Origin of the sequence: Benzoatithermus flavus, from assembly GCF_037908215.1 — a bacterium.
Lineage (GTDB): Bacteria > Pseudomonadota > Alphaproteobacteria > Geminicoccales > Geminicoccaceae > Benzoatithermus > Benzoatithermus flavus.
Map to the genome: position 1 here is coordinate 12,703 of NZ_JBBLZC010000029.1, position 23,248 is coordinate 35,950.

Here is a 23,248-nt window from a genome sequence, read left to right on the forward strand (position 1 = left end):
GCTTCGTTCGGGTGCCGAGGCGGGGTGAGCGGATGACGAGCGGCGAGCCGATCCTGCGCATGAGCGGCATAGCCAAGAGTTTTCCGGGCGTGCAGGCGCTGCAGGGCGTCGATCTCGTGGTCGGGCGCGGCGAAATCCATGCGCTCCTGGGCGAGAACGGGGCCGGCAAGAGTACGCTCCTCAAGATCCTCTCCGGCGCTCAGGCGCCCGATGCCGGAACGATCGTCTTCGACGGTCGGGAGGTGCGGCTGGACAGCCCGCATACGGCACAAGATCTTGGGATCGTCACGATCTACCAGGAGTTCAACCTGGTCCCTACCCTCTCGGTCGCCGAGAACGTGTTCATCGGCCGGCTGCCGGTGCGCCGGGGCGGCAGGGTGGACTGGCGCCTGCTGCACGAGCGCACGGCGGCGCTGACGCGAGCGGTCGGACTCGCCGTGGACCCGCGGCGGCTCGTGGCCGACCTCTCGGTCGCCGAGCAGCAGATGGTCGAGATCGCCAGGGCGCTGTCGATGGACGCGAGGCTCGTCGTCATGGACGAGCCGACCTCGGCCCTCTCCGAGAAGGAGGTGCAGCGGCTGATGGCGCTCGTGCGCGAACTCAAGAGCCGCGGCATCGCCGTGATCTTCGTGACCCACCGACTCGAGGAGGTGATGCAGCTCTGCGATCGGATGACGGTCTTACGCGACGGCAGGCTCGCCGGTACCGGCAGGATCGCCGAGACCACGATCGATGACATCATCCGCTTGATGGTGGGCCGCGAGATCGAGCGGCTGTTCGCCCATCGCGAGGACGCGGGCACGGGGCCGGTGGCGCTCGAGATCCAGGGCATCGCCCGCGGCCGCGACCCGCTCGACCCGCACGCGGTGATGCTCCACGACGTGAGCCTCACCGTGCGCCAAGGCGAGATCGTGGGCCTGGCCGGACTCGTGGGCGCGGGCCGCACCGAGCTCGCGCGCGCCATCTTCGGCGCCGATCCCATCGAGCGTGGGCGCATCCTCGTGCAAGGGCACGAGGTCCAGGTCCGCTCGCCCAAGGACGCGATCCGGGCCGGGATCGGCCTCGTGCCCGAGGACCGGAAGCTGCAGGCGCTTTTTCTTTCGCTCGCGATCCGCACCAATCTCGCGGTGGCGGCCATGGACCGGCTCGCGGGTGCGTTCGGTCTCATCGCGAAGCGCAAAGAGGAGGACCTCGTCGAGAGCTTCAGGAAGAAGCTCGGCATCCGTATGACGAGCCCTGAGCAGGTCGTGGGTCATCTCTCGGGCGGCAACCAGCAGAAGGTGGTGCTCGCCCGCTGGCTGGCGCTGCAGCCCCGTATCCTGATCGTGGACGAGCCGACCCGCGGCATCGACGTCGCCGCCAAGGCCGAGGTCCATGCGCTGCTCTACGAGCTGGCCGCGGCCGGGATCGCGATCCTCGCCATCTCCTCGGAGCTGCCCGAGATCCTCACCATCAGCGACCGGATCATCACCATGCGCGAGGGACGGATCACGGGCGAGCTCACCCGTGCCGAGGCGAGCGAGCAGCGGCTGATGCAGCTCATGGCGCTGGGCCGGCGCGAAGCCGCCTGAGGCACCGCGTTCACGCCCAGCGGATCAGGACGATTCCGGCGACGAGGCAGAGCACGCCCAGAATGCGTGGCAGGTCGATCGGATGGACGGGCACGCCGAGCCAGCCGTGATGATCGAGAATCAGGGCGGCCGTCATCTGGCCGGTGATGAACAGCATCACGGTGGTGGCCGCGCCGAGCCGCGGCGTGGCGGTGAGCGCCGTCAGCACGACGAAGGCGCCGATGACGCCGCCGATCCAGGTCCAGGCCGGACTCGCGGCGAGGGCGCGGGTGTCGGGCAGCGGCAGCCGCAGCAGGAACGACATCACGATCATGGTGAGCGTGCTGACGAAGACGGAGAGCATGGCGCCGTAGATGGGATGCCCGGCAGCGCTGGCAGCCCGTGCATTGATCAGAGGCTGCACGGACAAGAGTCCGCCCACGACGATGGACGCCAGAGCCAAGAGCCAGAACATGCGCGCTTTTCCTCCCCTTCGTGCAGCGTCCTTCTCGCCGCTTAGAGCAGGGCGACGCCCGGCACCAGAGGCAGGTGAGCCCTTGACCCTTGCGCCGATCCGGGCACGATGCGCCGGCAAGGCAAGGGAGGCAGCATGAGCACGAGCACGGGCGCCCGAGCTCCCGCGTCCGGTCGCGGCGAGGTGGATCTGTTCGGTTTCCTCGCCCGGTTCGCGCCCTTGATCTTCCTGCTCGTGCTGATGGCGGCCTTCGCGCTGCTGCAGCCGCGCTTTCTGACACCGCTCAACTTGTTCAACGTCATGCGGCAGGTCTCGATCTACGGTCTCCTCGCCATCGGCATGACGTTCGTGATCCTCACCCGCGGCATCGACCTCTCGGTGGGCTCGCTCGTGGCGCTCACGGGCCTCGCCGCTGCCGCGGTCGCGAAAGGCGGGCTCGAGAGCCGCTTCGCGGTGGGCGTGGAGGCCGAGGCGCACGGCCATGGCTGGCCTCTGGCGCTTCTTACCGCCCTTGCCGTCGGCGCGGCCGCGGGCTGGCTGCAGGGGCTCGCCATCACCAGGCTCAAGGTGCCGCCCTTCGTCGTGACGCTCGGCGGCATGTCGGCCTTCCGGGGCCTGGCGCTCTACATCGCCGGCGGCGGGCCGATCAGCGGCTTCGACGAGGCCTATCGCTGGTGGGGTCAGGGCTATGTCGGGCCGGTGCCCGTACCCGTCATCATCTTTCTCGCCTTTGCGGTGCTGGCGCACCTCGTCCTCAGCTCGACCCGTTACGGGCGCGCCATCTACTGTGTGGGCGGCAATCCGGAAGCCGCCCGCCTCTCGGGCCTCGACGTCGACCGGCTCACGGCTTCGGTCTACGTCATCATCGGCTTCATGGCCGGGCTCGGCGGCTTCGTGCTCTCGGCCCGGCTGAATTCGGCCGAAGCCGTGGCCGGGCTCACCTACGAGCTCACCGTGATCGCCTCGGTCGTGATCGGCGGCACGTCCTTGTTCGGCGGGATCGGCTCGATCTTCGGCACGGTCGTCGGCACCATCCTGATCGGCGTGCTGCTCAACGGGCTCGTCCTCAACAACGTCTCGAGCTACGTCCAGCAGATCGTGATCGGCATCATCATCGTGCTCGCCGTCGCCTTCGACACCTTCGCGAAGTCGCGCCGCCGCCGCGCCTGAGGAGGCGCTCCTCCCCTGTTGACCGGACGCCGCGACGTCGACAGTGTCGGCGGCCTTGGCGGAGGTCGAGGAGGGAGGTTCTCGCGATGGCATCCTTGACGTTGACGCTGATCGGGCGCGACCGGCCGGGCCTGGTCCGCGCCCTTTCGGAGCGGGTCGCCGCCGCCGGCGGCAACTGGCTCGAGAGCCACATGGCGCGCCTGGGCGGCCAGTTCGCCGGCATTCTCATGGTCGAGGTCCCGGCGGAGGCGGCCGATCGGCTGGTCGAGGATCTGCGCGGGCTCGATGCGGAAGGCCTGCACGTCACGGTCGAGCGCGGCGCTCCCGAGGAGGCGGGAGCGACCCGGCGGGCGTTCGTCCTCGAGCTCGTGGGCCACGACCGCTCCGGCATCGTGCACGAGATCGCCGAGGTGCTGGCCAGGCGCAACGTCAACATCGAGGAGCTCGAGACCGAGGTGGTGAGCGGCTCGTTCTCCGGCGAGAGCCTGTTCAAGGCGCGTGCGCGCCTGCGCGTCCCGGACGACGTGGCCGCGGAGGAGCTGCGCGAGGCGCTCGAGACGCTCGCCAACGAGCTCATGGTCGACATCAGCCTGGATGCGACCGAAGGCTGAGGGCGAGCCGGGCGTGCTGCTGCGGGAGGGTCGGCCGGCCCGCGTGGTCTGGCTGAAGCGCCTGCGCCTCGTCGTCGGACGGGCTTTCGACGGCCCGCTCGGAAGGATGCGCGCGCTGCTGCGCACCGACGAGCTGGCGTTCGTGGCGCTCGCGATCGTCGTGGGCGCGCTCGCCGGCAGCGGCGTGGCCCTGATGAGCCGGACGGCCCAGCTGCTTCACGAGCTTCTGTTCGCCATTCCGGCGGGCGCTCACCTCAGCGCCACGACCGGGATTGCGCCCTGGCGCCTTCTGCTCGTCCCGACGGTCGGTGGGCTGGCACTCGGCGGCCTGATGCTCGCCACCAACCGGCTCCGGCTCGGGCCCGCGGTCGACCCGATCGAGGCCAATGCGCTCTATGGCGGCCGCATGTCGCTGCTCGGCAGCCTCGTGGTCGCGCTGCAGACGGTGCTCTCGAACGGGGTCGGCGCCTCGATCGGGCTCGAGGCCGGCTACACCCAGCTCGGCGCGGGCGCCGCCTCCAGGCTGGGGGCCGGCTTGCGCCTGCGCCGCAACGACCTGCGCACGCTGGTCGGCTGCGGGGCGGCGGGTGCGATCGGCGCCGCCTTCCTGGCCCCGCTGGCCGGCGCCTTCTACGCCTTCGAGCTGATCATCGGCGGCTACACGATCTCGGCCCTCGCACCCGTCGTGGGAAGCGCTCTCGCCGGCACCACCGTGGCGCAGATGCTGGCGGCGCACGCGACGCCGGTCGAGATCACCTCGAGCCTGGCCGTGGGCTGGCGCGACCAGATCCCGTTCCTGGGCCTCAGCTTCGTGGCGGCGCTCGCCGGCATCGGCCTGATGCTGGGGGTGACGCTCACCGAGCGCCTGTTCCGGGGCGCGCGGATGCCACGCCCCCTGCGCCCGGCTCTCGGCGGCGGCGGCGTCGGGCTCCTCGCCCTCCTTCACCCGCAGGTGCTCTCCTCCGGCCACGGTGCTCTCGACGGGCTGCTCGCGGCCCCTCTGCCGGTCGCCGAGATCGCCGTGATTCTGTTGGCGAAGTCGGTGGCATCCGCGGTCTCGATCGGCTCCGGCTTCCGCGGCGGGCTGTTCTTCGCCTCGCTGTTCATGGGCGGGCTTCTCGGCGGCCTCGTTGCGGCGGGCCTGGCGCTCGTCGCCCCAAGCCTCCGTCCCGATCCCCACACCTATGCCATCGTCGGCATGAGCAGCATGGCCGTAGCGGTGGTGGGCGGGCCGCTCACCATGCTGTTTCTCACCCTCGAGACCACGGGCGACTTCCTGCTGGCCCCCTCGCTCGTCGCCGCCGTCCTGGTGGCGACCCTGACCTCACGGCGGCTGTTCGGCTACTCCTTCGCGACCTGGCGCTTCCATCTGCGCGGCGAGGCGATCCGGAGCGCTCACGACATCGGCTGGATCCGCAACCTGACCGTGGGCCGGCTGATGCGTCGCGACGTGCGGACCGTGCGCGCCGACACGCTGCTCTCCGCGTTTCGCCGGCAGTTCCCCTTGGGCTCGACGAGCCAGGTCGTGGCGCTGGACGCGGCCGAGCGCTATGCCGGCATGGTACTCCTGGCCGAGGCGCACGCGCCCGAGCTCGACGAGCAGGCCGCCGACATCCGGATCGACCAGCTCCTGCGCTACCGCAACCATGCGCTCACGCCTTCGATGAACGTGAAGGACGCGGTGGCGCGGCTCGAGCAGGCGGGAGCGGACGCGCTCGCGGTCGTCGACGAGGCGGAGAAGGGGCGCGTCCTGGGCCTCCTGAGCGAGGCGCATGCGCTCCGGCGTTACAGCGAGGAACTCGATCGGCGCCGCCGGGAGCTCGTCGGCGAGGTTCGATGATAGGGCACTGGGCGGGCGAAGCGCTCGGTCGGTTCCGCAAGGGCGGATAGTTTTCTACCTTACCGTTTTCATTTCAAGCTGATTTTTTGATCCTGAGGCGAATTTTCCGCTCGAATCAGCGCTAAGGTTGATTTATTTATCAATCAGGCATCCTTTAGATTATAAAGGAGCCCTCGAGAAAACGCCTCAGTTGACGGACGACAACAATGACAAGGATCCCGCGCGGCAGGCACGCCTCGCGTTCAGGCAAGTATTGCCATACTCTGGCTGCGCTCTCCTCCCTGCTGCTCGGCGGTGCCGGCACGACGGCGCTCGCCGCTCCAACCGGAACCCTGGGCCTGCCGAGCCTTCTCGACCCGGCCCCCGCGACCTTTGCGCCGGCACCCGTTGCCGATCTGCTCGCCGGCGACGTGTCGCAGGTGACCGGCCCCACACTGGTCGTGGCCGACGCATCCACCACGACCAGCCCCGCGCCGCTGCCGAAGTTCGCCTATGGCGGCAGCCTCTCCGGCCTGCCGTGGGCCTCGGGCGGCACCGGCAGCCCCGACGCCTTCGAGGCCTATCGCGGCCGCCGCCTCGACGTGCGCACGGGCTATCTCACCATCCGCTACGGCTGGACCGAAATGACCCAGCTCGCCTGGGTCGACCAGTACGTGACGCCCGGCAACCAGCCGGTATTCGCGGTCGGCCTCCTGCCCGAGAGCGCGCGCGGCCAGCTCGCCCAGTGCGCCAACGGCGATTTCGACGCCTACATCCACGAGATCGGCCAGGACCTCGTCATGGAAGGGGCCGGCAACGCCATCCTGCGGCTGGGCTGGGAGGCCAACCGCATGGGCGACTTCCCCTGGGCGGTCACCAGCACCTCCGGACCGGAACCGTATAAAGCGTGCTTCCGTCGCTGGGTCGACGTGCTGCGCACGGTGCCGGGGCAGTCCTTCAGCTTCGACTGGAACATGGGAGCACAGGGCAACCTGCCCTACCACGTCGACCAGATCTATCCCGGCAACGACTACGTCGACATCATCGGCGTGCAGTACTACGACCGCTGCCCGCCGGCTTTGACCCAGGCCGACTGGGACAAGCGCTACAACTCGTACAACACCACGACCGGCAGCCCGTACGGGCTCGGCAAGTGGCTGGCCTACGCCAGGTCCAAGGGCAAGCGCCTCTCCGTGCCCGAGTGGGGTATCGGTGGTCCCAGCACCGCCTGCGCCAGGCCCGGCGTCGACAATCCGTTCTTCATCCAGAAGATGTGGCAGTTCTTCACGACGAACGCAGACTCGATCGCCTACGAGGCCTACTTCAACGGGACGTCGCCGACGGGCTCGTATCAGCTCTACCCGGCGGATGCGAACCCGCTGTCCTCGGCCCAGTACAAGGCCCTTTGGGGACCCACGAGCTGATCTCTCGCGTCCGGACGCCCGCGGGCGTCCTCGTCCACCGTTTCCCTGTGGTCGACTCGGCGACCATCGCCCGGGCGATGGTCGCCACTTTTTCCTCGCGAGCGGGAGAGACTCAAACCTGCGCGGGCGGATCGTCCCCGAGCCGCAGCCCTCGCTCGTCGGCACCGACATCGTGGTAGCGCGGCAGGCTGTCGGCGGTGTCGAACCAGGGAATCCGGCTCATGATCCAGATGTGATGGCCGGGACGGATCGCAGCCGGGTCGTCCAGCGTGGCGAGGTTCACGTCGACCACCTGCGGCGCATCCTCGCCCCAGAACAGGAGCTGGGTGCCGCAGGCGCTGCAGAAACGCCGCGCGGCTCTCGCCGAGGAGCGCAAGGTCGCGGGCTCCGGCGAGAGCCAGACGAAGCGCTTGCGGCGCCAGGTTCCCCAGGCGACCACCGGCGCGCCGACCGAGCGCTGGCACATCCGGCAGTGGCAATAGCCGGCATCGACCGGCTCGCCCTCGACACGATAGCGCACGGCGCCGCAGAAGCAGCCACCCTCGCGGGTGATCATGGCCGGTCCTCCAGTGTCGCCACGACGGGCGTGTGATCCGAAGCCTTCGGCCGCCGGCGCGGCTCCTTATCGATGGCGCAGGCCACGAGACGGTCGGCGGCGGCAGGCGAGAGCAGGAGATGGTCGATGCGGATGCCGTGGTCGAGCTGGAACGCGCCTTTCTGGTAGTCCCAGAAGCTGTAGGCGTGCTCCTCGTGCGGGTGGAGCGCCCGGAACGCATCGACGAGGCCGAGATGGAGGAGAGCGCGGAACGCGCGCCGACTCTCCGGCCGGAACAGCGCGTCTCCCTCCCAGGCCTTGGGATCGTGACAGTCGATCGGCTCGGGGATGACGTTGTAGTCGCCGCCGAGCACGAGGGGCGCTCCACTCTCCAGGAGATCCGCCGCGCGCGCCCGCAACCGCTCCATCCAGGCGAGCTTGTAGGCGAACTTCTCCGTGCCGACCGGGTTGCCGTTGGGCAGATAGATCGAGGCGACACGCATGCCATCCACCGTGGCCTCGAGGTAGCGGGCCTGCTCGTCGCCCGGCTCGCCCGGCAGCCCCCGGACCACGTCCAGGATCGGCCAGCGGCTCAAGATCGCGACGCCGTTGTAGCTCTTCTGGCCGTAGGTCGCGACCTGGTAACCCAGATCTTCGATCGCCTCGCGCGGGAAGGCCGCGTCCTGACACTTGATCTCCTGCAGGAGAACGACATCGGGCTTGGCGGCGCCGAGCCACTCCAGCACGTTCGACAGGCGGGCGTTGATCGAGTTGACGTTCCAGGTCGCTATGGTCGGCATGGCGCTCGGGTCCAGCAGAGGCGGCGGCCGCCATTTACGCCGGCCGCTCGCCCGAGGTCCACTGGCCCGAGCGCCCGCTCGCGTTCAGGAGCCGCCCGCGACGGGAATCCCGCCGCCAGCGCAGGGCTGTCCCACCCAGGAAACGGCGTCGCGCGGGATACGCTGCACGTCCGTGACCAGTCCGGCATAGCCGGGCTCGACGAGGTTGACCCATTCCCACACGGTCTTGTTGCCGGCCGCGGGCGCTATCTCGAACACCCGCCCGTGATGGGAGTCGCTGATCAGGATGTTGCCGTTCGGGAGCAGCTCCTGCTCGCCGCGCGATTCGCCGTAGAAGGCCTGATCGCCCTCGCCTTCGTAGGTCCAGACGACCTGGTGCGTGGCGGGATCGATCTCGACGAGGCGCGTGTTGCCGAGCTTGGGCGTGCTGCCCGTGATCCGGTTGTCGTAGACCAGGATGTGGCCGTTGGGCAGGAAATCGGGATCGTGCTGGCCGATGAACGGCCCCATCTGCACCCACTTCACCCGCCAGGTTCCGGGCTCGACCACGACGAGCGCGTTCGGGCCGCGCAGGGACAACATGATGTCGCCGGCCGCGAACATCGGGAACTTGGGTGCCAGTGCCGGGCTCAGGACCTCGGCGTCGTTGAGATGGACCGGGTCCTCGGTGCGTAGCGCCTTGGCGGAGCCGGGTGTGGACAGGAGGACCGAGGCCCAGCCGCTGCGGTAGAGGATGTCGATGACCGACTCCTCCTCGCGCACCTTGCCGTCGGGGCCCACGATCAGGATCGTGTCGTCCCAGTAGAAGCCGTTCGGGCCGACATTGACGAGCGGCCGGGCGGGCTGAGGCGCGAAGCGCTGGACCCGGCTCGGAATCACCGCACCACCGTCGGGCAGCGGCTCGACATGGTGATGGGTGTGACGGTCGACGGTCCAGAGCACGTTGGAGCAGCGGTCGAGCTTGGCCGTGCCCGCACCGCCGAGGTCGAGCAGCACGTCCCCGTCGGGATAGAGCCAGGCACCGTGGATCTCCATGCTGCCGTCCCAGCCCACCGCATCGAGGTGGCTCGGATCGGGCCAAATCCGGCTGAACGTGGCGTCCCAGCGGTGGACGGTCCTGCCGTCCATGTCGAGGAGCCAGGCGTCGTAGCGGCCCTCGCGGTAGGCGGCGACGAAGGTCAGCCCGTCGAAGGCGAGATCCTTGTCGTGGATCGTGACCCCGCCTGCCGTCCGGGTGGTGGGCTCGAGATATTTCGAGCGCAGGCCGAGATAATGCCGCCAGTTCTCGCGCCAGTCGTCCAGCGCGTCCCAGGCGGCGTTGAGCAGCGGATAGGGGAAGAGGCCCGCCCGCCCCACCACCATGCCGGCCAGGAAGACCAGCATGGTGAAGCCGAGGGCGAACAGGACGACGTCGACGTGACGACGTAGCCAGCGGAACAGGGGCGTTTCCTCGTAGCCGGGTTGTCGGCGCGAGGCACGGCTCAGCCGAAGGTCATGAGCACCTGATCGGCCGCCACCGTGTCGCGCGCCTTTATCCTGACCTCGCTTACTATACCGTCGCGTTCGGCACGCAAGACGTTTTCCATCTTCATGGCTTCCAGGATGCACAGCTCCTGGCCCGCCTTGACCTCCTGCCCTTCGGCCACCGCAACCGACACGATCAGGCCCGGCATCGGCGACTTCACCAGGCGCGACGTGTCCGGCGGCGTCTTCTCGGGCATGCGCGCGGCATACTCGGCCGCCTTGCGGGTACGGACGAGGGCAGTGAGCTCGGCCCCGCCATGGGTCAAAATGTAGCCCTCGAGGATCGGGTCGACCTGGGCCACGATCCAGCGGCCGTCGATGGTCGCCCGTGCCAGCGGCTGGCCCGGCCGCCATTCCAGCGCAACGTGCAGCTTGTGGCCGCCGATCGTGACCGAGAGGCCGTCCTGGCCGTGGCTCTCGACCTCGACCGGAAAGGTTTCCTTGTCGAGCTGCACCGACCAAGCGGTCACCGGCTGGTAGCGCCAGGTCCGCATCCTGCCGCTGATCTCGGCAGCGCGCGCGACCTCGCGCACCTTCATGACGACGGCCATGGCGGCAAGCTCGTGCCGCCTGCCTTCGGGCAGCTCCGAGCCCTGGAAGCGCTCGCCGTATTCCTCGGCGATGAAGTTGGTCGAGAGCCGGCCCTGCTGGAAGCGCGGGTTGGCGAGGACGGCGTTCAGGAACGGGATGTTGTGGCCGAGACCGCGGATGACGAAGGCGTCGAGCGCCCGCGACAGGCGGCGCGTCGCGGCGGCTCGATCCGGTCCATAGGCGCAGAGCTTCGCGATCATGGGATCGTAGAACATCGACACCTCGCCGCCCTCGACGACGCCGCTGTCGACCCGGATCCCCTCGCCCACGGGCTCGATGTAGCGCACGAGCCGGCCCGTGGAGGGCAGAAAGCCGCGCTTGGGGTCCTCGGCGTAGACGCGGGCCTCGATCGCCCAACCCTCGAGCTTCACGTCGGCCTGGGTGAAGGGCAGCTTCTCGCCGGCCGCGACCTTGATCATGAGCTCGACCAGATCGAGGCCGGTGACGAGCTCGGTCACGGGGTGCTCGACCTGAAGCCGCGTGTTCATCTCGAGGAAGTAGAAGTTGCGGTCCTTGTCGACGATGAACTCGACCGTACCGGCGGAGTGGTAGCCCACGGCTTTGGCCAGCGCCACGGCCTGCTCGCCCATCGCCCGGCGCGTGGCTTCGTCGAGGAACGGCGAAGGCGCTTCCTCGATCACCTTCTGGTGCCGGCGCTGGATCGAGCACTCGCGCTCGCCGAGATAGACGACGTTGCCGTATCTGTCGCCCAGCACCTGGATCTCGATGTGGCGCGGCTCGACCACGTACTTCTCGATGAACACGCGATCGTCGCCGAAGGACGAACGGGCTTCCGAGCGGGCGCGTTCGAGCCCGTCGACGAGCTCCTGCTCGTCGTGAGCGATGCGCATGCCCTTGCCGCCGCCGCCGGCGGAAGCCTTGACCATCACGGGATAGCCGATCTCGCGCGCGATCCGGAGCGCCTCGGCCGGGTCCGAGATGGCATCGAGCGTGCCCGGCACGGTCGAGACTCTGGCCTCGCGCGCGAGCCGCTTGCTCTCGATCTTGTCGCCCATGGCCTCGATGGCGCCCACCGGGGGCCCCACGAAGACGATGCCCTCCTCCTCGAGCGCGCGCGCGAAGGCGGCACGTTCGGAGAGGAAGCCGTAGCCCGGGTGCACGGCCTCGGCCCCGGTGGCCTTGCAGGCGGCCACGATCCTGTCGATCAGGAGATAGCTCTGGGCCGCGGGCGGGGGACCCAGGAAGACCGTCTCGTCGGCCAGCTGGACATGCAGCGCGTCGGCATCGGCCTCCGAGTAGACGGCTACGGTTCCGATGCCGAGCTTCCGGCAGGAGCGGATGATCCGACAGGCGATCTCACCGCGATTGGCGATCAGAAGCTTCTTGAACATCGGCCTTTTTCGTCCCGTGATCCGCCGCGACCCGCTGCCGCGATGCAGCGCGCGTGGGCTTAGCATCGCGCGCGCGCGCGTGCCAGAGCAGCGCGTCACCGCGGCGCGGGGCGCGGCACCCGATCCGAGGCGGTCTTCAGCCCTTGCCGACGATCACGTCCGAGGCCTTGATGACGGCAAAGGCCGCGTCGCCGGCCTTCAGGCCGAGCTCCTCGACGGCCTCGTTGGTAATCGAGGCGGTGATGATCTTCCCGCCGCCGATGTCGATCCGGACATGGGCCGTGGTCTGGCCCTTGGCGACGTCGACGATCTTGCCGCTGAGAACGTTGCGCGCGCTGAGTCGCATTCATCCCTCCCCTTGCCGTGAGGCACCCATCCTGGAGAATGTCCGGATACGATGCGGCATGGCGCGCCGGAACCCGGCGATCGCGCCTGTACGGCCGGGCAGGCTCTTTCTTCTGCCGCCCCCGCGGCTCCTCAACGCAGCGTCATCGGGTGGCATCCTGGCGCACCTCTGGACTTGCTATTCGGACACATTAATTGTTCCGCGTCGCAACAAGGCAAGGGTCTCTCCATGTCCAGTTCGGCCGCCGTCCTCACCCGGTCGGCAGAGCCGTGCCTGTCCAACGGCCTCGACAGCGACCGTGCCCATCCGCGGACAGGTCTCCTGGCGCTCACCATCGGCAGCATCGGCGTCGTCTACGGCGATATCGGCACGAGCCCGCTCTACGCCTTCCGCGAGGCGCTCCTGGCCGCCTCGGCCGGCGGGCCGTTGGGCCGCGAGGCCGTAATCGGCGTGGTCTCGCTGATCCTGTGGGCGCTGATCCTCATCGTCACGGTGAAGTACGTCCTCGTCCTGCTGCGGGCGGACAATGACGGCGAGGGCGGAACACTCTCGCTCATGGCGCTGGCCCAGCGGGCCATGAGGAAGAGCACCGGCTGCATCCTGCTCCTCGGCATCGCCGGTGCAGCGCTCTTCTATGGCGATGCGATCATCACGCCGGCGATCTCGGTGCTCTCCGCGGTCGAAGGCCTCGAGCTCGTGACGCCGGCGTTCGAGGGCTCGATCCTGCCGATCACGGTGGCGATCCTCGTGGCGCTGTTCACCGTGCAGAGCCACGGCACCGGGCGGGTCGCGGCCTGCTTCGGCCCGGTCATGAGCTTGTGGTTCGTGGCGATGGCGGCAGCCGGCCTCGTCCACCTCCGCGACGATCTCGACGTGCTCGCCGCCTTCGACCCGCTCCATGCCATCCGCTTCCTGACCTCGCACGGACTGATCGGGCTCGCGACCCTGGGTGCCGTGTTCCTCGCGGTCACGGGTGCCGAGGCGCTCTATGCCGATCTCGGCCATTTCGGCCGCCGGCCGATCCGCACGGCCTGGTTCGCGCTGGTCTTTCCGGCCTTGGCGCTCAACTATCTCGGCCAGGGCGCGCTCGTCCTGAAGCGGCCCGAGGCGATCGCGAACCCGTTCTTCCTCCTCGTGCCCTCGTGGGCGCTCCTGCCGATGGTGGCGCTCGCCACGGCCGCCACCGTGATCGCGAGCCAGGCCGTCATCACCGGCGCCTACTCGATCTCGCGCCAGGCGACCCAGCTCGGCCTCCTGCCCCGGCTCGAGATACGCCATACCTCGGAAGCGCATTCCGGCCAGATCTACGTGCCCAGGATCAACGCCTTCCTGCTCGTGGGCGTGCTTCTGCTCGTGGGGCTGTTCCAGAGCTCCACCCATCTCGCCTCGGCCTACGGCATCGCCGTGACCGGCACCATGGTAGTGACGGCGCTCCTGGCGTTCATCGTCATCCGCAAGGTCTGGGGCTGGTCGCTGCCGCTGACGGCCATGGTGATCACACCGCTCCTCGCCCTCGATCTCGCCTTTCTGGGCGCCAATCTCCTCAAGCTGCTGCACGGCGGCTGGGTGCCGCTCCTTCTGGGCGCTCTTCTGATGACGGTGATGCTCACCTGGCGGCGCGGCAGCGAGATCCTGTTCGAGAAGACGCGCCGCGCCGAGGTGCCGCTCCAGGACCTCGTCGCCTCGCTCGAGCGGCACCCGCCGCACCGCGTCCCCGGCACCGCCGTGTTCCTGACCAGCGACCCCGAAAGCGCGCCCACGGCGCTTCTCCACAATCTCAAGCACAACAAGATCCTGCACGAGAAGAACGTGATCCTGACGATCCGCTTCGCCGACACGCCGCACGTGCCGGCGAGCGAGCGGGTCACGCTCGAGCCGCTCTCGGAGGGCTTCTCGCGCCTGATCCTGCGCTTCGGGTTCGTGGAGACGCCGAACGTACCCAGAGCGCTCGCCATCGCGAGGCGCCAGGGCTTCGCCTTCGACATCATGTCGACCTCGTTCTTCCTGTCGCGCCGCAAGGTGAAGGCGGCGGCGAACTCAAGCATGCGACACTGGCAGGACCGCCTGTTCATCACCCTGGCCAGGAACGCCGACGACGCCACTGACTACTTCCAGATCCCGACCGGTCGGGTGGTGGAGGTGGGAACCCAGGTCGCCGTATGACCACGGCCATGCGCCATCATGGCGGATCGCCCGGCTTGACTTGCCGGGCCAAAGACCGCACATGGAGGGGGCCGCAGCAGCGGCCCTCGGTCTGAGGCCGCGTGAGAGCGCCGCTTAAAGCGGGCAGCTTCCTGCCGAAGACCCAGTCCTCCTACCCGATTGCCCAGGTCACGCGGGGCGTCATTCCATCAGCCCCTCGGCAGCACGCGGCACCGGCGCCCTTCGCCCGGTCCGGCATTGCCTGCCCGCGAACGAAAGATTGCCCACCTTGATCCAGTTCTCCGACCTCGGCCTCGCGACCCCCCTGCTCCAGGCGCTCGCGACCGAAGGCTACACGACGCCGACGCCGATCCAGGCCCAGTCGATCCCGCATCTCCTCGCGGGCCGCGATCTCTTGGGCATCGCTCAGACCGGCACCGGCAAGACCGCGGCGTTCGCGCTGCCGATCCTGCACCGGCTCGCGGCCGACCGCCGCCGGGCCGCCCCCGGCACCTGCCGGGCGCTGGTGCTGGCCCCCACCCGCGAGCTCGCGAGCCAGATCCTCGAGAGCTTCCAGGCTTACGGCCGCCACTTGCGGCTCTCCGCCACCGTCGTCTTCGGCGGTGTCGACATGCGCCGGCAGGAGCGGGCCATGGCGCGCGGCGTGGACATCCTGGTCGCCACGCCCGGCCGGCTCGTCGATCATCTCGGCCGGCGCACGATCCGCCTCGACCACACCGAAATCGTGGTGCTGGACGAGGTCGACCGGATGCTCGACATCGGCTTCATCCACGCCATACGCCGCGTGATGAGCCACGTGCCGGCGCAGCGCCAGAGCCTGTTCTTCTCGGCGACCCTGCCCAAGGACATCGCCGCGCTCGCGGCCGAGCTCCTGAAGGAGCCGGCGCGCGTCACCATAACACCCGTGGCCACGACCGCCGAGCGCGTGACGCAGCGCGTCGTCCACATCGAGCAGGCGGGAAAGAAGGCAGCGCTCACCGGGATCGTACGCGAGCCCGCGGTCGGCCGCACCATCGTCTTCACCCGCACCAAGTACCGTGCCGATCAGGTGACGAAGCACCTGCTCGCCGCCGGGGTGGAGGCCGCGGCCATTCACGGCAACAAGACGCAGAGCCAGCGCGAGCGGGCGCTCGGCGGTTTTCGCGCCGGCCGCACCAAGGTGCTGGTCGCGACCGACATCGCCGCGCGCGGCATCGACGTCGACGGTGTGAGCCACGTCGTCAACTTCGACCTGCCGGACGTGCCCGAGAGCTACGTGCACCGCATCGGCCGCACCGCGCGCGCCGGGGCAGAAGGGCACGCGATCTCGTTCTGCGCGCCGGAGGAGCGCAGCGACTGGCGTGCGATCGAAGCCCTGATCCGCCAGCAGGTGCCGGTCATGGAGGTCGAGGGCAGCCTGCCGGCGCCGGCACCCAGGCCGGAGCGCGGCGCTCCTCGCCCCGGCCCGCGACTGGCCGCTTCGCCCCCCCGGCATCCGTCCGGCCAGCGTCGTGGCGGCGGGTCGGCGCCTGCCATGGCCAAGCCGCCTCGCTTCCTGGAGGCCCGCCCCGGCGAGCCGGGGCGCGGCTACCAGTCCCGTCAGCGGCGCAACGGCGCCAGCCGGACGGGATGATCGGGAGCGGCCGGCCGCTCGCTCGGCTCTCGGCAGCCAGTCCTCGTCGAGGATCTGGTCCAGCGTGTAGGGGGCTGCCGCCGTTTCGCCATGGAGACGAAGCCGGTGCGTGGCGTCGCGGCGCGCCCGCTCGTAGAGCCCGGCAAGGCTCGTCTCGAGATCGCGTCTGAGGCTCGGGACGAGATCGTCGTGCAGCTCGCTGCGAGCGTCGACGATCGCTTCGGCCCGGCCACCGGAGCGCTCTGGCCTGATCCTGCGTCCAGATGCTCCTGCCCTGGCAGGAGCTTGGCGTCTTACACCTCCGGCCACCCCGCTGCTAGAGCGGGATGTTGGCGTGCTTCTTCCAGGGGTTCTGGAGCTGCTTGTTCTCGAGCCAGCGCAGACTGTGGGCGATGCGGCGGCGCGTGCCGTGCGGCATGATCACGTCGTCGATGAAGCCGCGCCTCGCGGCGATGAACGGGTTCGCGAACCGCTCGCGATATTCCTGCGTCCTGGCCTCGATCGCCGCCGGGTCCTTCATATCGGCGCGGAAGATGATCTCGACCGCCCCCTTCGGGCCCATCACCGCGATCTCGGCCGTGGGCCAGGCATAGTTGACGTCGCCGCGCAGGTGCTTCGAGCTCATGACGTCGTAAGCACCGCCGTAGGCCTTCCGCGTGATCACCGTCACCTTGGGCACGGTGGCCTCGGCGTAGGCGAAGAGCAGCTTCGCCCCGTGCTTGATGATGCCGCCATATTCCTGCGCGGTGCCCGGCAGGAAGCCCGGCACGTCGACGAAGGTGACGATCGGGATGTTGAAGCAGTCGCAGAAGCGGACGAAGCGCGCCGCCTTCCGCGAGCTGTCGATGTCGAGGCAGCCCGCGAGCACCATGGGCTGGTTTGCGACGATGCCCACGGTCGAGCCCTCGATCCGGGCGAACCCGGTGATGATGTTCTTGGCGTAGTCGGGCTGGAGCTCGAAGAAGTCACCCTCGTCCACGACCTTCCGGATCAGCTCCTTCATGTCGTAGGGCTTGTTCGGGTTCGGCGGGACCAGCGTGTCGAGGGAGAAGTCGTCGCGCTCGGCCGGGTCCTCGGTCGGCCGTACGGGAGGCTTCTCGCGGTTGCTCAGCGGCAGGAAGTCGACGAAGCGCCGGATCTCGTGGAGTGCTTGCACGTCGTTGTCGAAGGCGAGGTCGGCCACGCCCGAGCGCTGGGTGTGGGTCGTGGCCCCGCCCAGCTCCTCTTGCGTCACCGTCTCGTTCGTCACCGTCTTCACCACGTCGGGGCCGGTCACGAACATGTAGGAGCTGTCGCGGACCATGAAGATGAAATCGGTCATGGCCGGCGAGTAGACCGCACCGCCGGCGCAGGGGCCCATCACCACCGAGATCTGCGGGATGACGCCGCTCGCCAGCACGTTCCTCTGGAACACGTCGGCATAGCCGGCGAGCGAGGCCACACCCTCCTGGATGCGGGCACCGCCGGAATCGTTGAGGCCGATCACCGGCGCCCCGACCCGCACGGCACGGTCCATGATCTTGCAGATCTTCTCGGCGTGCGCCTCGGAGAGCGAGCCGCCGAACACCGTGAAGTCCTGGCTGAACACGAAGACCAGCCGGCCGTTGATGGTGCCCTGGCCGGTGATCACGCCGTCGCCCGGCACGCGCTGCTCGGCCATGCCGAAATCGGTGCAGCGGTGCTCGACGAACATGTCGGTCTCTTCGAACGAGCCCGGATCGAGCAGGAGCTCGATGCGCTCGCGTGCGGTCAGCTTGCCGCGCGCGTGCTGGGCCTTGATCCGGCGCTCGCCGCCGCCCAACCGGGCCGCCTGACGTTTCGCATCGAGCTGCTCGAGGATTTCCTGCACGGCCCCTGCTCTCCCACCCGGATCCGGCGGGGTCCGCGGCACCAGCCCCGCACCCCGCGCCCATACGATCGTGACGGCCACGTAGCATGCCGCTCGACGCACGGCAAAGCCTCGCCTACGCGGCAAATGGCGCTATAGGACGGCCATCGGCGACCGATCCGAGGGGAGCGCACATGCGAGCGAAGCTGCCCGTCCTGGGCCTGGTCGTCGCGGCTTGGCGCGACGTGCTCGGCCATCTTGCCGGCCTCGCCCGCATCGCCTGGCCTTACTACGCCCTGGCTTTGGCGCTCTCTCTCCTCGCCATGGCGGGCCGGGCCGGCGGCCCGACGAGCGGAGGCGGGCTCATCGGAGCGATCGCCCCGGCGCTCGGGGAAGGCACGGCCGAGATCGTGCTCTCGCTCTGCGTCGTCGCCTGCGCCGTGCGTTGGCAGCGCCACGTGGTCCTGGCCGAGCCGCTCCGTGGCATAGCACCGCTCGACGGCCGGGTGCTGCGCTATGCGCTCTGGAACATGCTCGTCGGCTTGGTCGCCGCTCTGCCCCTGGGCGCTGCGGCTCTCCTCGGCTATGCCACGGGTGCGATCGTCCGAACGCCCCAGGCCGAGGCACCTTTCACGATCGGCTTCGCCGGCATCGGGCTCCTCGGCCTCGGCGTGGCGGCAGCATCCTTCTTCCTGATGCGGCTCTGCCTCGTGCCGGTGGGTGTCAGCATCGACGACCGCGCGATGGGCCTGCAGCGGTCCTGGGCGGCGACGCGGGGCAACGGGCTGCGCCTGCTCGGCATCATGCTGCTGCTCGTCCTGGGCTTCGGCGCCCTCGCCACGGCTGCTGCCGGGCTCCAGCTCCTGGTCGTGGTCGTCGGGCCGGAGAACGCGACCGGCGCCATTCTCGTCGCGACGTCGATCGTCGAAGCGCTCCTCGACCTCCTCACCGGCATGGCCGGTGCCAGCGCTCTCGCCCTCGTCTACCGCACCTTGGCCGCGAGCGGCGCTGCGATCAGGCCGCCAGAAGCCTGAGGAACCGCTCGGCCGCCGCGACGTCGGCCCTGAGCCGTTCGTGCCGCCGGGTCTGCTCCGCGTCCTCGCCCCATTCCTCGATCTCGAACAACTCGTCGAGATACGCCGTCTCGAAAGCGCGCTCGCCGTCGATGGCGCCACGCTCGAGGGCGAGGCCGAGGATCAGGGAGCCCAGAGCGGTCGTAGCGGCATGCAGGCCGACGAGCCGCCAGTCGCCGAGCCGCGCCACGGCGGCCTTCAGCGCCTTCAGCGCCGTCTCGGACTGCTCCACTGGCATGATGCCGGAGGCCGGCTGGAGGCGGGCGTCGTACTGCCGCTCGGCCCAGTCGAGCCAGGGCTGCCAGCTCGCCTCCTGCCGCTCCACGAGCGTCGCGGGGCTGCTGGCGCGATAGCACAGGAGATCGGTGTCGGCGAAGCCCGCCACCTCTTCGATCGCATCGCCGCGCCGGGTCGGCATCAGGTCGACGACGGTGGTGGCGAGCCGGGTGAGCCGCATGGCGTCGGCGGCGAGGGTCTCGCCTTGTGCGCGCCACTCCTCGGCCACCGCCTCGGCCAGGGCCCGGGTCGGCAGGAGCAGGAGCCGGCGGGCGGGCGTGCGGACCGGCTTGCCGTCGAGGAGCACGGTGAACCCGTCGGCCTCGGCGCCGACGGCGACATCCTTGTAGAAGCGCTGCAAGAGAGATCACTCCAAGGCAACGAGCGGAATGCCGGAAGCCGCTGCGGCATCCGCCATAAGGCGGTCGCAGGTGGCGAGACGGAGATCAGGACAGTGCACCGCCAGATGGCGAGCCGTGGCAAGGTACAGGGCGTCGAGCGCGCGCACCGCGACCGGGAACGCGGACATGGTCGGCGAGTTGCTTCTCGGGCTCGTCCAGGGCAACGGTGCACGTGAACTTAATGTAGGTCGGTTCCGGTCCCTTGCGAACCCCTCCCCGGCCGGCCGAGCCGCGCCTCGGCGGCACGCACGAGGCGGATCGTGCGCAGGAGCACGTCCGGGGTGACGCTCACCGAATCGATCCCGCAGCCGACCAGAAACTCGGCGACCTCGGGATAGTCCGACGGGGCCTGGCCGCAGATGCCGCTGTGGCGGCCGTTGCGCTTCGCACCCTCGACCGCCTGGCGCAGGAAGGCCATCACGGCCGGATCGCGCTCGTCGAAGTCGAACGCCACCATGGCGCTGTCGCGGTCCACGCCCAGCGTGAGCTGGGTGAGGTCGTTCGAGCCGATCGAAAAGCCGTCGAAGCGCCGGCTGAACGCGTCGATCAGGATCACGTTGGCCGGAATCTCGCACATGACGTAGATCTCGAGCCCGTTCTCGCCACGGCGCAGCCCCTCCTCCGCCATCGCTGCCAACACCCGGTCGGCCTCCTCCAACCGGCGGCAGAACGGGATCATGAGCTTGAGGTTCTCGAGTCCCATCGTCTCGCGCACCCGGCGCATGGCGGCGCATTCCAGCGCGAAGGCCTCGCGGTAGGCGGGATGGGCGTAGCGGGAGGCACCCCGGAACCCGAGCATCGGATTCTCCTCCGCGGGCTCGAAGGCGGCGCCGCCCAAGAGTGCCGCGTACTCGTTGGTCTTGAAATCCGAGAGCCGCACGATCACCGGCCGTGGCCAGAAGGCGGCGGCGATGGTCCCCACCCCCTCCGAGAGCCGCTCGACGAAGAAGTCCCGGCCCGAAGGATAGCCCGCCACCATGGCCTCGATCGCCTGCCGCTGCGCCGGATCGATGACCCGCTCCGGGTGCAGGAGCGCCATCGGATGTGCCTTGATATGCTCGCTGATGATGAACTCGAGCCGGGCGAGCCCCACACCATCGGCCGGGAGAAACGAGAGGCCGAAGGCGAGCTCGGGGTTGCCGAGGTTGATCATCACCTCGGTCGAGGGACGCTCCAGCGTCGCGAGGTCGATGGTCTCGACCGTGAACGGCACCTCGCCCGCGTAGATCCGGCCGATGTCGCCCTCCGCACAGGAGACGGTGACGATGGCACCGTCCGCGATCGTCGTGGTGGCGCCTTCCGCCCCCACCACGGCCGGGATGCCGAGCTCGCGCGCCACGATGGCGGCATGGCAGGTGCGGCCACCGCGGTTGGTGACGATGGCGGCCGCCCGCTTCATCACGGGCTCCCAGTCGGGTGTCGTGGTATCGGCGACGAGCACCTCGCCGTCCCGGAACTCGGCGAGCCGTCGCGGGTCGGTGATCAGGCGCGCACGGCCCGTGGCGACCTTGGTGCCGACCGCGCGCCCGCTCGCGAGCACCGTCGCTCCCTTGCTCGCGACCACGTGCTCCTCGACCAGGTTCGCAGCGCGCTGCGAGACCACCGTCTCGGGCCGCGCCTGGACGATCCAGAGCCTGCCGTCGATGCCATCGAGCGCCCATTCGATGTCCATGGGCGTGAACCGGCCCGCCTTGCGGCTGTAGTGGTCCTCGATGCGGATGGCGTAGTCGGCGAGCTCGAGGACCTGCGCGTCGGTGAGGCAGAAGGTCCGGCGCTCGGCCTCGCTCGTCGGCCGATTGACCACGGGCTCGCGGGTGCGACCGGCGGCATAGACCATCTTGATCTTCTTGGCGCCCAGCACGCGGCGCAGCACGCAGCGCTTGCCGGCCCTGAAGGTCGGCTTGTGGACGTAGAACTCGTCGACGTCGACGGCCCCCTGGACGACGTTCTCGCCGAGGCCCCAGGCACCGGTGATGAACACCGCATCCCGAAAGCCGGTCTCGGTGTCGATCGAGAACATCACGCCTGCGCTCGCGAGATCGGAGCGGACCATCTTCTGCACCGCGACCGAGAGTGCCACCTGGAAATGGCCGAAGCCTTTGTCGATCCGATAGGAAATGGCGCGATCCGTGAACAGCGAGGCCTGGCAGCGGCGGATCGCATCGAGCAGCATCGCAGGCCCGCGCACGTTGAGATAGGTCTCGTGCTGGCCGGCGAAGCTCGCCGTGGGCAGGTCCTCGGCGGTGGCCGAGGAGCGCACCGCGACCGACAGCTCGTCCTCGCCGTACTCCTCGACGAGCTTCCGGTAGGCGGCGAGAATCTCCGCCTCCATCTCGGGCGTGAGGCCGGCGCTGTAGACGATCTCGCGGCAGCGCGCCCCGGCGCGGGCGAGGGCCTTCGTGTCGGTCTTGTCGAGGTGAGCGAGCTCGGCATGGAGGAGCGGCCAGGCATTCACCCGCGTCAGCGCGTCGCGATAGGCGTCGGCCGTGACGGCGAAGCCGTCGGGCACCGGCATGCCCAAGGGTACGAGCTCGCGGTACATCTCGCCCAGGCTCGCGTTCTTGCCGCCGACGAGGCCGACATCGGCCAGCGACAGCTCGGAGAACCAGCGGACGTAACGGGCCTCGGCCATGACGCCTCCTCCTGCTCGGGGTGCAGCCTCGTCGCGAGAGGCTAACCCGAAGCATGGAGCAGCGCCTTGCTCTCGATCAATCGCGCTCAGGACACGCTGCGGCGGTGCCGCCCGAGAACGCCGACCAGCCTGCGGCGCCGCTTCCACGACCAGAACCGGGCGACGAGGCCGGGGCTGAGCCAGGCGAGGACATCCCAGGCGAGGAGCAGGGGATTGGGCCAGCGCACGAGCCAGTGGACGATCGGCGCCATGCAGAGCAGGCGGTCCCGCGGGACGGGGACGAGCCGCGCGACGGCGCCGAGCCAGCTCGCCACACCGCGCCACAAGGGCAACGAGCGCGCTTTCGGCCGCGACGCGCTCTGCAGCGCCGTGTGCCAGCGCTCGGCATTGGCGGTGTAGCGCTCGGCGTGCTCCCGGTTGAGGAACAGCGGCTCCGGCACGTGGACGAAACGGCCGGCAAGCGCCGCCTCGACCAGGAGCGTGCGGTCCGAGCCATGGAAGGGCAGCATCAGCGAGGTCCGGCGGAGCGCATCGAGCCGGAACAGGCCGTACATGGCGCTGCACCAGGGGCAGTCGAGCAGGGCCCCCGCGAGCCGCCGCGCCGGTGCGGCATCGTCCGAGCCCAGGATGCGGTTCTCCCGGATGCCGAGCTCCCTGCCCTCCTCGTCGATCACCCGGATCGCCGTATAGGCGAGGATGGCGTCGGGCGTTTCCTCGAGTGCGGCAAGGCAGCACTCGAGGAAGCGGGGATCATGCGCGTCGTCGGCACCGGTCCAGTGGAAGAACCGACCGCGCGCGAGCTCCACCACGCGATTGTGATTCTCGGCGAGGCCGAGCTTGCGGCCGTTCTCGTGGAAACGGACCCGCGCGTCCTTCGCGGCGTAGGCCCGGCAGATCTCGGCCGTGCCGTCGCTCGAGTCGTCATCGGCGATGACGAGCTCGAAGTCCGTGAAGGTCTGGGCCAGGATCGATTCGATCGCGGCCGCGATGTAGCGCGCCCCGTTGCGCACCGGCATGCCGATGCTCACGAGAGGCGGCGCTTGCCCGATGGATTCGGCATCCGGTG

General features: G+C 69.4%; 18 protein-coding genes and 1 pseudogene. 8 read left to right on the forward strand and 11 right to left on the reverse strand.

Features of this window, described 5'->3' with window-relative positions; all coding sequences use genetic code 11:
* Nucleotides 1-32 precede the first annotated feature (32 nt).
* A complete protein-coding gene (locus U1T56_RS20590) occupies nt 33-1,571 on the forward strand; it encodes a sugar ABC transporter ATP-binding protein (RefSeq protein ID WP_418161419.1) in 1,539 nt (512 codons plus the stop codon).
* Between the two features lie 10 nt (nt 1,572-1,581).
* On the opposite strand, the gene U1T56_RS20595 is transcribed toward U1T56_RS20590, so the two are convergent.
* On the reverse strand, nt 1,582-2,025 hold the full coding sequence (locus tag U1T56_RS20595; protein WP_418161383.1) for a DMT family transporter: 444 nt from the start codon (nt 2,023-2,025) through the stop codon (nt 1,582-1,584).
* Between the two features lie 135 nt (nt 2,026-2,160).
* Here U1T56_RS20595 and U1T56_RS20600 point away from each other — a divergent pair, with 135 nt between their 5' ends.
* The 4 genes from U1T56_RS20600 (at nt 2,161) to U1T56_RS20615 (ending at nt 7,049) form a co-directional block, all read left to right on the forward strand.
* Entirely contained in the window at nt 2,161-3,195 is a 1,035-nt protein-coding gene (locus U1T56_RS20600; protein WP_418161384.1) for an ABC transporter permease, read from the forward strand.
* 86 nt (nt 3,196-3,281) lie between these two features.
* On the forward strand, nt 3,282-3,806 hold the full coding sequence (locus U1T56_RS20605; RefSeq protein WP_418161385.1) for a glycine cleavage system transcriptional repressor: 525 nt from the start codon (nt 3,282-3,284) through the stop codon (nt 3,804-3,806).
* Entirely contained in the window at nt 3,790-5,646 is a 1,857-nt protein-coding gene (locus U1T56_RS20610) for a chloride channel protein (RefSeq protein WP_418161386.1), read from the forward strand. Before U1T56_RS20605 ends, U1T56_RS20610 begins: the two co-directional genes overlap by 17 nt.
* A 206-nt stretch (nt 5,647-5,852) precedes the next feature.
* Nucleotides 5,853-7,049: a glycoside hydrolase family 26 protein gene (locus U1T56_RS20615; protein WP_418161387.1), complete on the forward strand. Its 1,197-nt coding sequence runs from the start codon at nt 5,853-5,855 to the stop codon at nt 7,047-7,049.
* Nucleotides 7,050-7,161: 112 nt separating this feature from the next.
* Here the strand turns inward: U1T56_RS20615 and U1T56_RS20620 are convergent, their stop codons facing one another.
* The 5 genes from U1T56_RS20620 to U1T56_RS20640 form a co-directional block, all read right to left on the reverse strand.
* Nucleotides 7,162-7,605 (reverse strand): GFA family protein, encoded by a 444-nt coding sequence (locus U1T56_RS20620; RefSeq protein WP_418161388.1) that lies wholly within the window; start codon nt 7,603-7,605, stop codon nt 7,162-7,164.
* Nucleotides 7,602-8,384, reverse strand: coding sequence for an exodeoxyribonuclease III (locus U1T56_RS20625; protein WP_418161389.1), 783 nt, complete (start codon nt 8,382-8,384; stop codon nt 7,602-7,604). Before U1T56_RS20625 ends, U1T56_RS20620 begins: the two co-directional genes overlap by 4 nt.
* An 84-nt stretch (nt 8,385-8,468) precedes the next feature.
* Nucleotides 8,469-9,767 carry an arylsulfotransferase family protein gene (locus U1T56_RS20630; protein WP_418161390.1) on the reverse strand — a complete coding sequence of 433 codons (1,299 nt, stop codon included), beginning with the start codon at nt 9,765-9,767 and terminating at the stop codon, nt 8,469-8,471.
* Between the two features lie 98 nt (nt 9,768-9,865).
* Entirely contained in the window at nt 9,866-11,851 is a 1,986-nt protein-coding gene (locus U1T56_RS20635) for an acetyl-CoA carboxylase biotin carboxylase subunit (protein WP_418161391.1), read from the reverse strand.
* Between the two features lie 136 nt (nt 11,852-11,987).
* Entirely contained in the window at nt 11,988-12,197 is a 210-nt protein-coding gene (locus U1T56_RS20640) for a TOBE domain-containing protein (protein WP_418161392.1), read from the reverse strand.
* A 228-nt stretch (nt 12,198-12,425) separates the two neighbouring features.
* Between U1T56_RS20640 and U1T56_RS20645 the strand changes: the two genes are divergently transcribed.
* Entirely contained in the window at nt 12,426-14,360 is a 1,935-nt protein-coding gene (locus U1T56_RS20645; RefSeq protein WP_418161393.1) for a potassium transporter Kup, read from the forward strand.
* A gap of 259 nt (nt 14,361-14,619) precedes the next feature.
* Complete coding sequence (locus U1T56_RS20650; protein WP_418161394.1) at nt 14,620-15,972, forward strand: DEAD/DEAH box helicase; 1,353 nt, start codon at nt 14,620-14,622, stop codon at nt 15,970-15,972.
* 93 nt (nt 15,973-16,065) lie between these two features.
* Here the strand turns inward: U1T56_RS20650 and U1T56_RS20655 are convergent.
* Nucleotides 16,066-16,281 (reverse strand): annotated as a pseudogene (locus U1T56_RS20655) (hypothetical protein); the annotation flags it as partial.
* A gap of 7 nt (nt 16,282-16,288) precedes the next feature.
* On the reverse strand, nt 16,289-17,821 hold the full coding sequence (locus tag U1T56_RS20660; RefSeq protein ID WP_418161395.1) for an acyl-CoA carboxylase subunit beta: 1,533 nt from the start codon (nt 17,819-17,821) through the stop codon (nt 16,289-16,291).
* Nucleotides 17,822-17,994: 173 nt separating this feature from the next.
* On the opposite strand from U1T56_RS20660, the gene U1T56_RS20665 reads away from it, so the two are divergent.
* Nucleotides 17,995-18,834, forward strand: a complete 840-nt coding sequence (locus U1T56_RS20665; RefSeq protein WP_418161396.1) for a hypothetical protein — start codon at nt 17,995-17,997, stop codon at nt 18,832-18,834.
* Here the strand turns inward: U1T56_RS20665 and U1T56_RS20670 are convergent.
* The 3 genes from U1T56_RS20670 to U1T56_RS20680 all read right to left on the reverse strand — a co-directional run bounded on the left by U1T56_RS20670 (nt 18,815) and on the right by U1T56_RS20680 (nt 23,198).
* The gene (locus U1T56_RS20670) at nt 18,815-19,510 is read right to left on the reverse strand and encodes an ATP12 family chaperone protein (RefSeq protein WP_418161397.1); all 696 of its coding nucleotides are present in this window, start codon (nt 19,508-19,510) and stop codon (nt 18,815-18,817) included. The two genes, U1T56_RS20665 and U1T56_RS20670, sit on opposite strands and share 20 nt — an antisense overlap.
* A 218-nt stretch (nt 19,511-19,728) precedes the next feature.
* The gene (gene ppsA / locus U1T56_RS20675) at nt 19,729-22,182 is read right to left on the reverse strand and encodes a phosphoenolpyruvate synthase (RefSeq protein WP_418161398.1); all 2,454 of its coding nucleotides are present in this window, start codon (nt 22,180-22,182) and stop codon (nt 19,729-19,731) included.
* An 86-nt stretch (nt 22,183-22,268) separates the two neighbouring features.
* Nucleotides 22,269-23,198 carry a glycosyltransferase family 2 protein gene (locus U1T56_RS20680; protein WP_418161399.1) on the reverse strand — a complete coding sequence of 310 codons (930 nt, stop codon included), beginning with the start codon at nt 23,196-23,198 and terminating at the stop codon, nt 22,269-22,271.
* Nucleotides 23,199-23,248 lie beyond the last annotated feature (50 nt).